This window comes from Clostridium sp. CM027, from assembly GCF_024730565.1.
In the GTDB taxonomy this organism is placed as follows: domain Bacteria; phylum Bacillota; class Clostridia; order Clostridiales; family Clostridiaceae; genus Clostridium_AD; species Clostridium_AD estertheticum_B.
In genome coordinates this window covers 123804-138217 of record NZ_CP077725.1, presented here as the reverse complement: position 1 = coordinate 138217, position 14414 = coordinate 123804, and the positions used below count along the sequence as shown (strand labels likewise).

The following is a 14414-nucleotide window of genomic DNA, read 5'->3' as shown; positions in this document are numbered from 1 at the left end:
TTTAACGACATTTCAGCGACCCAGGAGATGATTTAATTACTTTATGTCTATCTTATCTATAAATTTGCTTAAGGTCTTTTCTCCAATACCGCCCACTTTTGTTATCTCTTCTACAGACTTAAATCCTCCATTTTGCTGCCTATATTCGATTATAACATCAGCTTTAGCATCCCCTATTCCTGTAAGAGTCTTTAGTTCTTCTTTGCTAGCAGTGTTTATGTTAATAATAGCGCCCTTTTCAGTGCTACCCGAGTTTGAAGTCGCAGAATCGTTAGAATTGCTCTTTAGAGTAGTATTCAGGGGCGTTTGTGTTTTGTTTACCTCACCCTTTTTACAAATCACAATACAATCTTCATCATTTAGTTTTGCAGAAAGATTTGTCGCATCAAGGTCTGCATCACTAGTTCCCCCACCTGCTAGTTTTATAAGATCGGTAACTCTACTTCCTTTTTTTATATCATAAACACCAGGATCTTTTACAGCACCTTTTATATCCACTTTTATATTACTATCTTCTACTTTTGCATTACTACCTTCTACTTTTGCATTACTACCTTCTACTTTTGCATTACTACCTTCTACTTTTGCATTACTACCTTCTACTTTATTTGATCCAGCTGCAATAACGCCCTCTGCATCTTTTTTTTCTGAAGTTTTATCAGTTTCTACAAATATATCCTTATAATCCGAAGCATTAACATTTCCTTTTGGACTTGACAATTTGTAGCCAGCAATTATAAATGCAATACTTATGCATAAAATAACTATAGAACCAATTATTTTCTCTTTATTTTTCATAATATCTCCTCGTTAACCTCCTAGAGCACAGGACACTTGCTAATTATTTTGCCATCCTATATAAAATTATTGACAAGTTTACGTAAATACTATCGCTAAGAAAGATTTTTTTTGATATACTATAAATGTTGAAAAACTTGGAGGTAACCTATGAAAAAATTAATCACAATAGCACTTGCATCATTTTTTTTATTTTTTAATACGGCCCCAACAGTTAAAGCACTATTAAAACCGCCAGTGGTGTCTGCTGATAGTGTGGTTTTAATGGATGCCACTACTGGTAAACTACTTTATGAGAAAAATAAAGATTCTGCTTACCCACCAGCTTCTACCACAAAGATAATGACTATACTTCTCGTCTTAGAAAACTCTAATTTAAACGATGTGGTAACTGTAAGTAAAAACGCAGAGATGACTGATGGTTCAAAAATATATCTCCTTAAAGACGAAAAAGTTTCTGTAAAAGAATTGTTATACGGATTAATATTAGCCTCTGCTAATGACTGTGCCGTAGCTTTAGCAGAACATATAAGTGGTTCCACAGGAAAATTTGCAAAGCTTATGAATGAAAAGGCAGAATCTCTAGGTTGTAAAAACACTAATTTTGTCAATCCAAATGGGCTATATGACGTAAATCATAAAACTTCAGCCTATGATTTATCCCTAATTATGCAAGAGCTAACTAAGCATCCCGAGTACAATATGATTTCAACAACGCCTTCATATAAAATGGCAGCAACAAATAAATCCAAGGAAAACCGTCCTCTTTGGAATGAGAATAGACTAATACAAAAGAATGACCCACACTACTATAAAGGCTGTGAAGGTGGAAAAACAGGATATACTATCCAATCACAGCATTCCTTTATTGCCGTAGCTAGTAGAAATGGTCAAAAGCTTATAGTATCTCTTGTACATGACTCTGAAAAGACATTTTTTCCAGACAGTAAAAAATTATTGGATTATGGCTTTGATAATTTTGAACTCTATAAACAATTTAATAAGAATGATAAAGTATCAAATTTAACTTTAGATGACGGTACGAATGTTCCGCTACTTGCTTCAACTGATCTTTATATTGTTAAATCTAAAAATCCAACTTTAACTCCAACTATTAAAACTGAGGAAAAAAAAATAGGCCTTTCGCCAATTAAGAAAGGTGTTCTAATAAGTAATGCTACAATTACTTATGGTAAAGATTCTTATTCTTTAGATTTGACTAGTGGAATAGATTATGCTAAAAAGCACGTTCAAACCCCTTCACTCTCAACAAACACAATAAATGCACTAAAATATCTTGCACTTGCTTTAGCACTATTGTTATTTGTTATAATATCAAAAAAAAGGAAAATAGGAAAAAGGAGAAACATAATAGAGTATATTCCCAGACACTTTAAATAGTAAAACATAACATATAAAAAAGCACCAAGTATAAACTAGATTAATAGTTTATACTTGGTGCTTTTTTATATGTCACTTTCAGTTTTAAGTTTACTTACCAAATTCGCTATATCATCTGGAAGTTTTGATTTAAGTATAAGCTTCTCACCAGTTCTTGGATGCGGAATAATTAATTTATAAGCGTGAAGTGCCTGCCTATCAATATAGTGGCTTTCGCACTCTCCATAAAGGCTATCTCCATAAAGTGGATGACCGATATGACTTAAATGAACACGAATTTGATGTGTTCTACCAGTTTCCAAAGTTACTTTTAACAAATCACCATTTTCAAAAGAATCAATAACTTCATAATGAGTTATACTTCTTTGTCCATCTGCCCAAACTTCTCTCCTTGCACTTTCTTCATCGGGGTTTCCAATAGGCAAATCAATAGTACCTGTCTTATTTTCCATATTGCCATGTACAACAGCCATATAACTCTTCTCGAAAGTTTTGCTATGCATGTCGCTTTCCTGCATATCTCTTACCTGCAAATCACTGCTATGCATATCTCTAGCTAATGCCATATGTGAAAATTGATTTTTTGCAATTATTATAAGACCTGAAGTATCCCTGTCTAATCTACTTACGAGTCTAACAATGCATTTTTCATCTCTTTCCTTAAAATAATACAAAACTCCATTGGCAAGAGTACCACTGGGATAACCCCGAGTTGGGTGAACTACTATTCCCGGGCTCTTATTTACAACAATAAGGTCTATATCATCATATACCACGTCTATATCCATCTTCTCAGGCTCAATATTTTGATGTTCGTCTTTTTTCATATCAATTTCTATTTTATCCTCTGAATTTATTCTAAGATTCAACTTAGCTACTTGATTGTTTACCCTTATTTTCCCACTAAGCCCTGAGCTTTTTATAAATCTGCCAGATAAATTTTCTGTGTACTTTAAATAATCTCTTATCTTTACGTCAACGATGTTTGCTCCAACTACATATGTTAATTTATCATTACTCAATGGCAATTACTCCCATTTCAACTATTGCATCCTTAAGAAACTTTCCTACCTGAACGCAATCTCTAGCCATTAACTTTGTGCTAATAATATATTTTCCCATTTTTTCTTCCCCTCATAATTAAATAGTATTGGTAAGTTAAATCATCTCCTTGGTGGCTGAAATCTTCTTTGAAAATTATTAATGCATTAATTTATGATCTTTACCTAAGAAAACTATTATATCGAATTTTTCATCACTGGAGGATAAAAATTCAATATTGTCTATTTTAAAATCTTTTTCTAAATCATTTTTCATGTCTTTATTACCATTATATACTAAAATTTTGGTTTTACTAGTAGATTTACCATTTCCTGTTACCGCTTTATTATAGCCGTTTTCTACAAGATATGTTGAAAAGTCACTAGCGAGTCCTGGTGTTTTAGTCCCATTAATCACCTTTATTTTAAGTTTTGACTTATCAATATTCTGTACCTGGCTGCCCTCTAATTTTGAAATAATCTCTTTATTTTGAGCTTTATTATATACTACATATGATACACCATGTACGCTCTTTAAATCGCCCTTAATGGTATCCATGGAGAGCTTATCACTACCAATGGTTGCAAATATGTATCCATATTTAAGTATATCATTAGCATCCATATTAGTTTCTACAGAACTTTTTATTGCTGATAAAATGCTTGGAATCTTAATTACTGTAATAGGACTTTTTACTTTCTTCATAACTTTAGAAATAAACATATGCTGATTTTCTATTCTTCCTAAGTCACCATTTTCAAAACCACTACCATCGGAATTTTTTCTCCACCTAAAAAATTCCTCAGCTTTTTTACCATCCAAATGAACATTCGTCCCCTTTTCAAAATGAATGCTTAAATCTTGATCAGGATCTTTATAATCCATTTTCCTTGTTATGTCAATATTTACTCCACCAATAGCATCAATTAGTTTATTAAATCCTTTATAGTCAATTTTGCCATAGTAGTCAATTTGAACACCTAATAACTTTTGTACAGCAGCAACTGCATAATCCACGCCACCAATAGCATGGGCAGCATTAATTTTTTGATTTTTACCATTTATCGTAACTAAAGTATCTCTGGGGATAGAAACCAAATTAACTTTTTTATCATTTGCATTATAATGTGCTAATATCATTGTGTCTGTCCTCTTTGGATCGTCAGCATTTGTAGCACCTGGAGTACCCACATCTACGCCCATAACCAGTATATTGCAAGATTTCCCATCTTTCTTAATCTTTTCTATATCATCCTTATTTAATTCCGATGCTAATCCTTTTTGGGTTAAATCTAATGCACTATTATTAAAGCTATTTAAGTAGAAATAAAGATAACCAAAAATTAACACAAGCACTGTCACCACTAAAGTACTGATAACAATTGCAAATCTTTTATAATTTACTATTTTTCTCTTTTTTTTATTATCACTCATACTCTCACCTACTATATTTACTTAATAAATAATTTCTTGCTTCTATTGTATCCGTATGCAATAATCCCTTTTGACCTATAACATATTTTATAGTATTGTCAAAAGATTTTATGACTGCTGCATCTAAATCAATATTACTTAAGCTTCTTAGTTCTTCTACCCCATCAAATTTTCTTAATGGCTCAATATAATCTGCAATATAAATTATTTTCTCTAAAAGGCTCATGCTTTTTCTACCAGTAGTGTGATAACGAATAGCATTTAAAATATCCTCGTCGTAAATCCCCATTACTTCTCTAGCTAGTATACTTCCAACTAATCCGTGCAAAATTGGTGGGTTCTTTAGGTATATTTCATCTAATTGTATTTCATGTTCTATAGCCAGTTTTATAAGCTCCTCATCAGTCTTATTCTTAACACAATCATGTATTAAGCCTGCAATTCGTGCTTTTTCTACATTTTCTCCATAAATAACTGCTAGCGTTACTGCAGTTTCACTAACGTTTAAACTATGTCTTAATCTACTTTCTTTTAAACTTAATTTCAAATAATGGAGCATTTCTTTCTCATTCCACATTTAAATCCCCCTATTTATATAACTGAAGATTATCAATTATTACCTCTACACCCTTAGGAAGAAGATAATCAACATTTCTACCTTTTTTTATACCACCTCTAATGTTCGTTGAAGATATGTCTATAATTGGCATATTAAGAAAAATCACTTTACCATTGAACTTTTGTTCTACATGATTTTTCTGCTTTAACAATTCTTCCACTGTAAATCCTGCTCTACCATAAACCACCAACTTACAACTTTTGAGTATTCTATCTACATTTTTCCAATTATCTAAATCCATTAGGCTGTCTCCACCAATTAAAAAATACCACTCTATATTAGTTTGCGATTCACTAAAAAGTTCAAGTGTTTCATAAGTATAGCTATTCTCTTTTTTATTAATTTCATAATCGCTTATTTCAAAGTGGCTTTCGTGCTCTATTGCCTTTTTAACTAAATCATATCTAATTTGAGCATCTGTTATTTTTTTATTAATTTTATTCGGTGGATTCCCTGCTGGCATAAATAAAATCTTGTCTAAATGTAAATTGTATAATGCTTCATAGGCAATATGAACATGCCCTATGTGAATTGGATCAAAGGTTCCTCCAAAAATAGCCTTTTTCACTGTAACACCTTCTTTATAGTATAATAAGGTACCTTCTGTAAAATAATAACACATTTTCTAATTTATATAAAGGAAAAAGCATGTAAAATTACATGCTTTTATGGTAATTCAATTTTAGGCTTTTTTAATGACCTTTTGTACAATACGCATTTACTACCAATACTTTGTATTCCTTCAGCATTTATAGCCGTGCAAATTATATCTGATGCTTCTCTAGCAGTTATTCCACTATTGTTTAAAATTTTAATTTTAACAAGCTCTCTAGATTCTAATATGTCTTCTATCTGTTTTAAAAAATTTTCTTCTATTCCAGCTTTTCCAACCTGAAATACAGGTTGTAATGGATTTGCAAGAGTTCTCAAATAACTTCTTTGTTTACTTGTAATCATAATATCCTCCTAGTTACATTCTTATAAGATAAGAATTATCGCTCATTATCTTTTATAATAAGAATTCAAATTCAAACTTTTGTAGTCTTACTAAATCACCGTCTTGAATTCCTTTTGCAACTAATGCGTCAAATACTCCCTTATTCTTTAACACTTTGTGGAAATATTTAAGAGAATCCGGTTCATTTATATTAACAGCACTTAACAATCTTTCAACAAAACTTCCTTCAACAACAAAAGTTCCTTCTTCATCAACCTCAACAGTGTAGGTGAATCTCTTTTCTTCTATTATGAATTTATCTTCATCATTTATTATTAGTTCCGTAACTGGGATAGTAGTTAACATTCTAGCCGCTTCTTTCATAAGTGCATCCACACCTTGATTTGTAGCTGCAGATATTTTAAATATCTTACTATCATCATATCCCAGTTCATTTAATTTCTTCTTAAAGTTTTCAAATACTTCATCATCAAACAGCAAATCACTCTTATTAGCGGCTATTATCTGAGGTCTATCCCATAACTTAACGCTGTATTTTCTAAGTTCTTCATTTATTTTTACAAAGTCTTCTACAGCATCTCTACCTTCAATTCCTGAAATGTCAACCACATGAATAAGCATTCTAGTTCTTTCAATATGTCTTAAAAAACCTATTCCAAGACCTACTCCTTCAGCTGCACCTTCAATTATTCCTGGTATATCAGCAATAACAAAATTCTGTGCACCCTTAACACTTACTACTCCTAAATTCGGTTTTAAAGTTGTAAAGTGATAATTAGCAATTTTAGGTCTTGCTTTTGATACTACTGAAAGCAATGTTGACTTGCCTACATTTGGAAAACCTAATAATCCAACATCAGCTAAGCTCTTAAGTTCAAGCTTAATCCATCTTTCTTCTCCTGGCATTCCTGGTTCAGCAAAGTTTGGCGCTTGCCTTGTAGGTGTACAAAATTTAACATTACCTTTTCCGCCTTGTCCAGCTTTGCAAACTCTATAACTATCACCATCATGAGCTAAATCATACATTATTTTTTCTGTTTCCATGTCACGCACAATAGTCCCCATTGGAACTTTAACATACAGATCCTCTCCAGCTTTTCCATAACACTTAGAACCAGAACCGTTTACTCCATTTTTTGCTACGAATTTTCTTGCATATGAAAAATCTAATAGGGTAGTCATACTAGGATCAACTACTAATATTACGTCTCCACCGTCTCCACCGTCTCCACCATCTGGTCCACCCAGTGGTATATATTTCTCTGTTCTAAACGAAACGGCTCCACTGCCACCATTTCCTGATTTAACAAAAATCCTGGCTGTATCAATAAACATATATTTCACCTTACCTTAGCTCATTTTCTATTTTGTTTAATTTTAATTTATTAGCCCAGCGCCGCAGGTGATAACATCACTTATGGTACTGAATATTAATCTATAAGCTATATTATTATCAAAAACACATTTATAAATTCTTAAATCATCTATTTCTGTTTCTATTTGTTGCCATTCATCCATCCAACTCATTTCGTCAGACATAGCTTCATTATTAGTAATCAGTAAACTTTCACCTAATTCATCTTCGAATATATAAATATATACAAATTTCTGATTAGTAACTTCTAGTTCCATAAATATAGTGTTAAGTAAATCGCCTTTTTTATTATATCCAATTTCAAAAATTTTACTTTTAAAATTGCTAATTTCGATGTTTATTTCTACTTTTACTTCATTTTGCCATAGTTTTTTAATATTATTCTCAAGGCATAGTGAAAATCCATTATCTTGTAATCTATAAATTTCACTGATAATTTCATTTTCCTTGGATAACCTATCTATGTATTTCAAAGCATCTTTCGGTCGCCTCGTTTGCAAATATCCAGATATAACTTGCAGATCATTCATAAAATCATGTCTTTGTTTTCTAATTAAGTTTATAAAACTTTCTAAATCACTCATTACTATCCTCCAAAAGAGAATTTTAAAAAAGCACCCTTTAAGGGTGCCTTAAATTATTCAGCAATACACGTTTCTACATCAACAGGATAAACACTTGCTTTTTTCTTCATTTTGCCCATTCTTTCGAATTTTACAACTCCATCAATTTTAGCAAAAAGAGTGTCATCTCCACCTATTCCAACATTGTTTCCTGGATGGATTTTTGTTCCTCTTTGTCTTACTAAAATATTGCCTGAAAGAACAAATTGTCCATCTGCACGTTTAGTCCCAAGTCTCTTAGATTCACTATCTCTACCGTTTCTTGAGCTACCTACTCCTTTTTTATGAGCAAATAACTGAAGGTTCATAACTAACATTGTACTACACCTCCTCTGTTTCTACTTTTATATATTCACCATAAGTAATTTCTATACTTTTAAGTCCAAGTATCATTGTTTCAAGTAAAACTTGACATCTTTCGATATCTTTTAGGGTTTGATCTTTTAAATCTAAATTCAAAAATCCATCCTCTATATCATACTTCACCTTAATTTTTAGAACTTTCTCAATCCCAATAATTGTAGTTTGAGAAATTGCTGAAATAGCAGCACAAATTAAATCTACATCTAATTCTGCTTCTTTAGGCTGAGCATGACCTTTTATTTTAAAAGAAACTATTTTACCTTTTCTTCGAACAAATTCAACTTTAACCATAACTAAGCTTCTATCTTCTCGATTTGAATTTTAGTATATGCTTGTCTGTGTCCTTGTTTCTTTCTGTAATCTAACTTTCTCTTAAATTTGAAAACTATAATTTTCTTAGCTTTTCCTTGTGCTAATACTTTAGCAACAACTTTAGCTCCTTCTACTACAGGTTTTCCAACTATTAAGCCTTCTTCCTTGCCTACTGCAAGAATTTCATTTAATTCAATGGTTGTTTCAACTTCAGCATCCAATTTTTCAACGAATAAAACGTCTCCTTCTTGAACTCTATATTGCTTTCCACCAGTAACTAAAACTGCGTACATAAAATACACCTCCTTGATCCAGTCTCGCCATCCCAGGTACATACCTTTATGTAAAATAAGCAAGTATGTTTATAACCTTACGTGTGCGGTCTACAAATGACATTCTAACATATATCCAAATGTTTGTAAAGTGTATTTACCCATATATCTTCTGTGTTTGCAAATTTCTTATTTGATTTGCGAAAATTAGCGATTCTACTTTGAATTTTTCTAAATGGGGAATAAAATTCACATAAATTTTATTATCTAACGCTCCTATTTGACGTGCAAATTCTAAAACATCCTCCATAATATCCTTTTTGTAAATTCCGTCAATTTCAATATATATATCTTTAATGCCCTGTTCCTTATGTATCTTAAAAATTTCATTTTTAATTAAAAATTGAATATAGGCTAGCTTAACCCTGCTACTCTTCCCACCGCAATGCTTGCAAGGTTCCTCAATAAACTCGTATATAGACTTTCCGCGCCTCCGTCTTGCAATTTGAACCAAATTTAGCTCAGTAAATGGATAAATTACAGTCTTGTTTTTATCATCCGCAAATCCTGCTTCTAAAACGTCTAATATAATTTTTCTCACTTCTAAATCCTCAATATCAATAAAATCTATTATAATGATTCCGCTTAGATTTCGAAGTCTAATTTGTCTTGCAATTTCTGTCGCCGCCTCAATATTGGTGCTTTGTGCAGTTTTTCGAAGTGATCGACTCTTTGTATTCTTCCCAGAATTAATATCAATTACATACATTGCCTCAGTTTTATCAATTACAATATTTCCTCCACATTTTAGTGGAATCCTATGATTGCGAAGACTGAGTATTTCTTTTTCTATTCCGTAATAATCCAGTAACATTCTGCTTTCACTATGAAATTCAACTTTTACATTGATGTCCGATCGTTTTTCTGTAAATTTCTTCGTATACTGAAAATCACTTTCATTATTCAATACTATTTTAAAAGTGTTTTTATCTAAAATATCACGTAGAGTTCTGTTTAAAGCTCCAGCATCACTAAATAGCAAAATAGGATTTCTTGAATACTTCGCTCTGTTTATAACGGCCTTATATATTTCATATAATTCACGAACTTCATCGTTTAGGGTATCAATGTCTACATCAAAGGCATTAGTCCTAATCATTACCCCTATATCCTCTGGCTTGTTAAGTTGATTTGCCACCATAGTTTCAAAAGTTCTATTATTTATTTTTTTAGAAAAGCTTATGTCTTTATTCATATTTACAAGCACGCAGTAAATACCTGCAATGCCGAAAGCACTAGTAACTTTAGCTCCCTTTTTATCGATCTCTTCTTTTAAGACTTCAACTATAATCTCATCGCCTTTTTTTATCTTGGTATTCTTAAACTTTTCATCAAGATACATATAGCAGTCTTTGCCCTTCCCAATATCTATAAAAGCACATTTAATTGCTGGAACAATATTTTTTACGACTCCCTGATATATTTCTCCTGGAATAGGGCCACTATCCTCTTCTTCTATGAAGCATTCCTTTAATTTGTTATTTTCCTTTATAGCTATTCTTAAAAATTCTTCTTGCCTTTCAATATATATTTCTTTCACTTTAATCCACTCCTATTTTACTAATTTTTGAAAAGCTCGCTAAGAGTGACTAATTTATCATCTTTATATGCATACATTTCTTCCCGCTCTATATCAACAAAAGCTTCTTTATTAATAGACTCTATATTTTCCTTCAAATAGTCTGCTAATAACCGAGCTGATAAATTAGCACGACTTCCACAAGCAATAAGTGCTGAAATACAAATTACTGAGCTATCTACTTCATATTCAAATTTATGCACTAATGGTTTTATATTAATCATTTTTTCTCCGCTTTTACTCATCTTAACGATGTTCCATTCGCCTGCACTACAAATACTCTGCAATGTTTTTAGTGCATCCTCTCCACCCGTGCATTTTAGTTTAATTGTATATTTAGCAGCATCAATAATCGCCATAGCTTGAGCTTTCTTTTTTCCCTCAACTGGAATAACTTTTACCACATCTAAAATTTCAATTCCACGTGGCGTATTTTCATTCATTTTATCCATAATATATTTTTCTTCTAACTCACTGTTTAACACTACATCCATGTATTCCCCCTCAGAATGTACCCCTACAGACAATGGTTGTGCAATAGATACCGCCATGTGAGGATTAAAGCCTTTTGAATATTCTATTGGAAGAACTGACCTTTTAATAATTTTTTGGAGGGTTCTCATTAAATCTAAATGAGCAACAAATTTAATTTCACTGCCTTTAGTATACTTAATTAAATAACGCACCGTTGAAACACGTCCCTTCTTTAAAATTAACATTAACGCCGCATTCCGTGCAGCCTAACATGCAATTTTGAGTTAATTCTACTTTTTTTGCTTTTTCATTTTCGAGTATTAGATACTCTTTATTAACACCAATATCTATAAAATCCCAAGGAAGTATTTCATCATAACTTCTTTCGCGATAAGCATAAAATTCTCCTAAAACGCCACATTCATCCATTGCTTCTTTCCATATTTCAAAATTAAAATACTCAGACCAACCATCAAATTTCGCACCCTTTTCAAATGCCTTAATTATAACATCACAAATTCTTCTGTCTCCTCTAGCAATTACCGCTTCTAGAAACGAAACTACAGATTCATGATAATTATAAATAACCGCCTTACTTGTTATAGCATACTTAACTGCTTTTATTTTTTCAACTACCGCATCCATTGTTGCTTGCGGCGCCCATTGGAATGGAGTAAATGGTTTTGGTACAAATATAGCGGAACTTGAAGTAACCCTTAATCCTCTTTTTCGTGTTTCCTTAGGGATTTTAAAGTATTCTGCTACAACTTTATCCGAAAGCTCTGCAATGCCTCGTACATCATCCATAGTTTCATAAGGAAGCCCAACCATGAAATAAAGCTTTATAGTTGACCACCCTGAAGCAAAAACGCTGCTGGCAGCTTCTAATATTTGTTCCTCTGTAACTCCCTTATTTATAATGTCGCGCATTCTTTGGGTTCCAGCTTCCGGTGCAAAAGTTATACCAGTTTTTTTAACCTTTTGTATTTCCTTAATTAAATCTACAGAGAAAGAATTTATCCTAATTGAAGGCAGAGATACACTCACGTGGTCTTCCTTATGTTTTTCAATTAGCGTCGTTATAAGGTTTCGTATATCTGAATAATCACATATGCTTAAAGAACTTAAAGATATTTCTCTATACCCTGTGCTCTTTAATAATTTATCTGCAGCATCGATAATGTTAGCTGTACTCTTTTCTCTAACTGGTCTATATATCATGCCCGCTTGGCAAAATCTACATCCATTAGTGCATCCCCTAAATGTCTCGAGTATTACCCTATCATGTACTATTTCAGTATACGGAACTACGATTTTATCTGGAAAAGCAACTTCATTAAGATCTGTTACGAATCTTTTCTTAACGATTTTAGGAACATCATCATATTTAGGCTTAAATTCCTTGATAGTGTTATCTTCATTATAGGACACCTCATATAAGGAAGGCACATATATTCCTCTTATCTTAGATATTTCTCTTAGGAATTCTTTTTTACGACCTTTGTACTTTTTGTAAATATCTAACACATCATTCATTATTTCTTCGCCTTCGCCAATCTCAAAGAAATCCACTATATCGTGAAGAGGTTCAGGATTATAAGCACATGGTCCCCCAGCCATAACTATGGGTTCATCTTCACCTCTCTCTGAAGCTCTTATAGTAATACCCGACATATCTAACATGTTGAGTATATTAGTGTAGCTCATCTCATATTGCAGAGTAAACCCTAAAATATCAAATTCCTTTAAAGAATCTTTGCTCTCAAGAGCATACAAAGAAATATTATTTTCTCTCATTTGTTTTTCCATATCTGGCCAAGGAGCAAACGCTCTTTCGCAATAAGTGTCGCTTCTTTCGTTTAATACATGATAAAGTATTCTACTACCTAAATGTGACATTCCCACTTCATACACATCAGGAAAGCAAAAAGCAAATCTTATATCAATTTTTTCTAAATCTTTATAACAACAATTAAGTTCTCCACCTATGTATCTAGCAGGCTTTTCGACCTTAAATAAGATATCATCTGAAATTTTATTCATAGAAATCACTCCTCGTTTTTTCTCTAGGCTAGATAATAGTTATCCTTTGTATCTGCCATAGACACATTACATTATTTTATTCTAACACATGAGCGTTAAATCTCAAAATGAAAAATATCTTAAAGTAAAACACCCAACCTTTAATAGGCTTTGTTTTACTTTAAGATATCTTATTATACATTATTTTTTAATTTTTTAATGTCAATGTACTCACTTAGGCTTATATTACCATAGGCTTTTATTGCCTCAATTATTTCTTCTTCATACAACGTATCTAGCAATGTCATATTTTCATCTAGTATTGTAAACAAATTGTACTTATTCTTATCAATTATTCCTAGTACCGATAATAAATTTTTTTCACAAAAAACAGATATACTTTTATTCTCTACATATCCTCTCTTTATAAATCTATGTTTCTTCCTAATAATATAACCCATAATCAAATATACTATCCTTTCCTTTTCTTTAATCGAAGATATTAAAATAAATATAGAAATTAAGCCTAAATTAAAGTTGCTTTTATTTGCTGCTACACTTACAAAATATATAAACATGAAAATACTTCCAAGAATCATACTAACCCTAATAGAAATTTCATTTGCCCTTCTATATATAGTCTTAATATTAAGTATATCCCTAAGCACCCTTCCTCCATCCAGTGGAAAGGCTGGTATAAGATTAAAAATGCCTAAAGCTAAATTGCTTTTATAAATTAAATGCAAATAAGGTCTATTAAATAATATAAATAAAATATAAAAAATAACTGCTAATAATAAGTTTAATAAGGGACCCGATAAAGAAATTATTAAATCCTCTTTAGCACTTGCTTCATCTAAATCTTTCACCTTAAGTACGGCTCCTACAGGAAGAATTTCGATATCAAAGCCTGAAAATCCTAAAATTCTAGCAGTTAAATAATGCATCATCTCATGGATGAATACAAAAGCAAAAGCTATTACTAATTCTCCTTTAAATCCTAATATTATTAACAAAATAATATACGGTATAAATAACTTACTTATTCTTATCAATTAATCCCCCAAAGCAATTGCTGAACTG

At 31.8% G+C, this 14414-nt stretch carries 16 protein-coding genes; 1 reads left to right on the top strand and 15 read right to left on the bottom strand.

The window, feature by feature from the left end; all coding sequences use genetic code 11:
- Positions 1 to 36 precede the first annotated feature (36 nt).
- The gene (locus KTC92_RS00670; protein WP_220285964.1) at positions 37 to 798 is read right to left on the bottom strand and encodes a helix-hairpin-helix domain-containing protein; all 762 of its coding nucleotides are present in this window, start codon (positions 796 to 798) and stop codon (positions 37 to 39) included.
- A 150-nt stretch (positions 799 to 948) separates the two neighbouring features.
- On the opposite strand from KTC92_RS00670, the gene KTC92_RS00665 reads away from it, so the two are divergent.
- Positions 949 to 2199 (top strand): D-alanyl-D-alanine carboxypeptidase family protein, encoded by a 1251-nt coding sequence (locus KTC92_RS00665; RefSeq protein ID WP_220285965.1) that lies wholly within the window; start codon positions 949 to 951, stop codon positions 2197 to 2199.
- A 65-nt stretch (positions 2200 to 2264) separates the two neighbouring features.
- On the opposite strand, the gene KTC92_RS00660 is transcribed toward KTC92_RS00665, so the two are convergent.
- From KTC92_RS00660 to KTC92_RS00595, 14 genes are all read right to left on the bottom strand, one after another.
- Positions 2265 to 3221, bottom strand: coding sequence for an RluA family pseudouridine synthase (locus KTC92_RS00660; RefSeq protein WP_165413707.1), 957 nt, complete (start codon positions 3219 to 3221; stop codon positions 2265 to 2267).
- Positions 3222 to 3399: 178 nt separating this feature from the next.
- Positions 3400 to 4674, bottom strand: coding sequence for an LCP family protein (locus KTC92_RS00655; RefSeq protein ID WP_258280650.1), 1275 nt, complete (start codon positions 4672 to 4674; stop codon positions 3400 to 3402).
- Between the two features lie 4 nt (positions 4675 to 4678).
- On the bottom strand, positions 4679 to 5251 hold the full coding sequence (yqeK, locus tag KTC92_RS00650; protein ID WP_165412896.1) for a bis(5'-nucleosyl)-tetraphosphatase (symmetrical) YqeK: 573 nt from the start codon (positions 5249 to 5251) through the stop codon (positions 4679 to 4681).
- Between the two features lie 10 nt (positions 5252 to 5261).
- Positions 5262 to 5915, bottom strand: a complete 654-nt coding sequence (gene nadD, locus KTC92_RS00645) for a nicotinate-nucleotide adenylyltransferase (RefSeq protein WP_216301778.1) — start codon at positions 5913 to 5915, stop codon at positions 5262 to 5264.
- Between the two features lie 44 nt (positions 5916 to 5959).
- Positions 5960 to 6250, bottom strand: coding sequence for a YhbY family RNA-binding protein (locus KTC92_RS00640; protein WP_165412894.1), 291 nt, complete (start codon positions 6248 to 6250; stop codon positions 5960 to 5962).
- Between the two features lie 52 nt (positions 6251 to 6302).
- Positions 6303 to 7586, bottom strand: coding sequence for a GTPase ObgE (gene obgE, locus KTC92_RS00635; RefSeq protein WP_165412893.1), 1284 nt, complete (start codon positions 7584 to 7586; stop codon positions 6303 to 6305).
- 42 nt (positions 7587 to 7628) lie between these two features.
- A complete protein-coding gene (locus KTC92_RS00630; protein ID WP_216301777.1) occupies positions 7629 to 8210 on the bottom strand; it encodes a Spo0B domain-containing protein in 582 nt (193 codons plus the stop codon).
- A 53-nt stretch (positions 8211 to 8263) separates the two neighbouring features.
- Entirely contained in the window at positions 8264 to 8566 is a 303-nt protein-coding gene (rpmA, locus tag KTC92_RS00625; protein WP_165412891.1) for a 50S ribosomal protein L27, read from the bottom strand.
- A 4-nt stretch (positions 8567 to 8570) separates the two neighbouring features.
- A complete protein-coding gene (locus tag KTC92_RS00620; RefSeq protein ID WP_216301776.1) occupies positions 8571 to 8903 on the bottom strand; it encodes a ribosomal-processing cysteine protease Prp in 333 nt (110 codons plus the stop codon).
- 2 nt (positions 8904 to 8905) lie between these two features.
- Positions 8906 to 9217, bottom strand: a complete 312-nt coding sequence (rplU, locus tag KTC92_RS00615; protein WP_165412889.1) for a 50S ribosomal protein L21 — start codon at positions 9215 to 9217, stop codon at positions 8906 to 8908.
- A 136-nt stretch (positions 9218 to 9353) separates the two neighbouring features.
- Positions 9354 to 10796 carry an Rne/Rng family ribonuclease gene (locus KTC92_RS00610; RefSeq protein WP_220285966.1) on the bottom strand — a complete coding sequence of 481 codons (1443 nt, stop codon included), beginning with the start codon at positions 10794 to 10796 and terminating at the stop codon, positions 9354 to 9356.
- A 20-nt stretch (positions 10797 to 10816) separates the two neighbouring features.
- Positions 10817 to 11554 carry a TIGR03936 family radical SAM-associated protein gene (locus KTC92_RS00605; protein WP_187351421.1) on the bottom strand — a complete coding sequence of 246 codons (738 nt, stop codon included), beginning with the start codon at positions 11552 to 11554 and terminating at the stop codon, positions 10817 to 10819.
- The gene (locus KTC92_RS00600) at positions 11505 to 13352 is read right to left on the bottom strand and encodes a TIGR03960 family B12-binding radical SAM protein (RefSeq protein ID WP_165412886.1); all 1848 of its coding nucleotides are present in this window, start codon (positions 13350 to 13352) and stop codon (positions 11505 to 11507) included. Before KTC92_RS00600 ends, KTC92_RS00605 begins: the two co-directional genes overlap by 50 nt.
- Positions 13353 to 13525: 173 nt before the next feature.
- Positions 13526 to 14386 (bottom strand): M50 family metallopeptidase, encoded by an 861-nt coding sequence (locus tag KTC92_RS00595; protein WP_220285967.1) that lies wholly within the window; start codon positions 14384 to 14386, stop codon positions 13526 to 13528.
- Positions 14387 to 14414: the final 28 nt, after the last annotated feature.

Coding starts and splice junctions, on each gene's coding strand:
- yqeK (WP_165412896.1), bottom strand. CDS start 5,251: ATGTGGAATGAGAAAGAAATGCTCCATTATTTGAAATTAAGTTTAAAA.
- KTC92_RS00665 (WP_220285965.1), top strand. CDS start 949: ATGAAAAAATTAATCACAATAGCACTTGCATCATTTTTTTTATTTTTT.
- nadD (WP_216301778.1), bottom strand. CDS start 5,915: ATGTGTTATTATTTTACAGAAGGTACCTTATTATACTATAAAGAAGGT.
- KTC92_RS00620 (WP_216301776.1), bottom strand. CDS start 8,903: ATGGTTAAAGTTGAATTTGTTCGAAGAAAAGGTAAAATAGTTTCTTTT.
- KTC92_RS00640 (WP_165412894.1), bottom strand. CDS start 6,250: ATGATTACAAGTAAACAAAGAAGTTATTTGAGAACTCTTGCAAATCCA.
- rplU (WP_165412889.1), bottom strand. CDS start 9,217: ATGTACGCAGTTTTAGTTACTGGTGGAAAGCAATATAGAGTTCAAGAA.
- KTC92_RS00605 (WP_187351421.1), bottom strand. CDS start 11,554: ATGTTAATTTTAAAGAAGGGACGTGTTTCAACGGTGCGTTATTTAATT.
- KTC92_RS00670 (WP_220285964.1), bottom strand. CDS start 798: ATGAAAAATAAAGAGAAAATAATTGGTTCTATAGTTATTTTATGCATA.
- obgE (WP_165412893.1), bottom strand. CDS start 7,586: ATGTTTATTGATACAGCCAGGATTTTTGTTAAATCAGGAAATGGTGGC.
- KTC92_RS00655 (WP_258280650.1), bottom strand. CDS start 4,674: ATGAGTGATAATAAAAAAAAGAGAAAAATAGTAAATTATAAAAGATTT.
- KTC92_RS00600 (WP_165412886.1), bottom strand. CDS start 13,352: ATGAATAAAATTTCAGATGATATCTTATTTAAGGTCGAAAAGCCTGCT.
- rpmA (WP_165412891.1), bottom strand. CDS start 8,566: ATGTTAGTTATGAACCTTCAGTTATTTGCTCATAAAAAAGGAGTAGGT.
- KTC92_RS00630 (WP_216301777.1), bottom strand. CDS start 8,210: ATGAGTGATTTAGAAAGTTTTATAAACTTAATTAGAAAACAAAGACAT.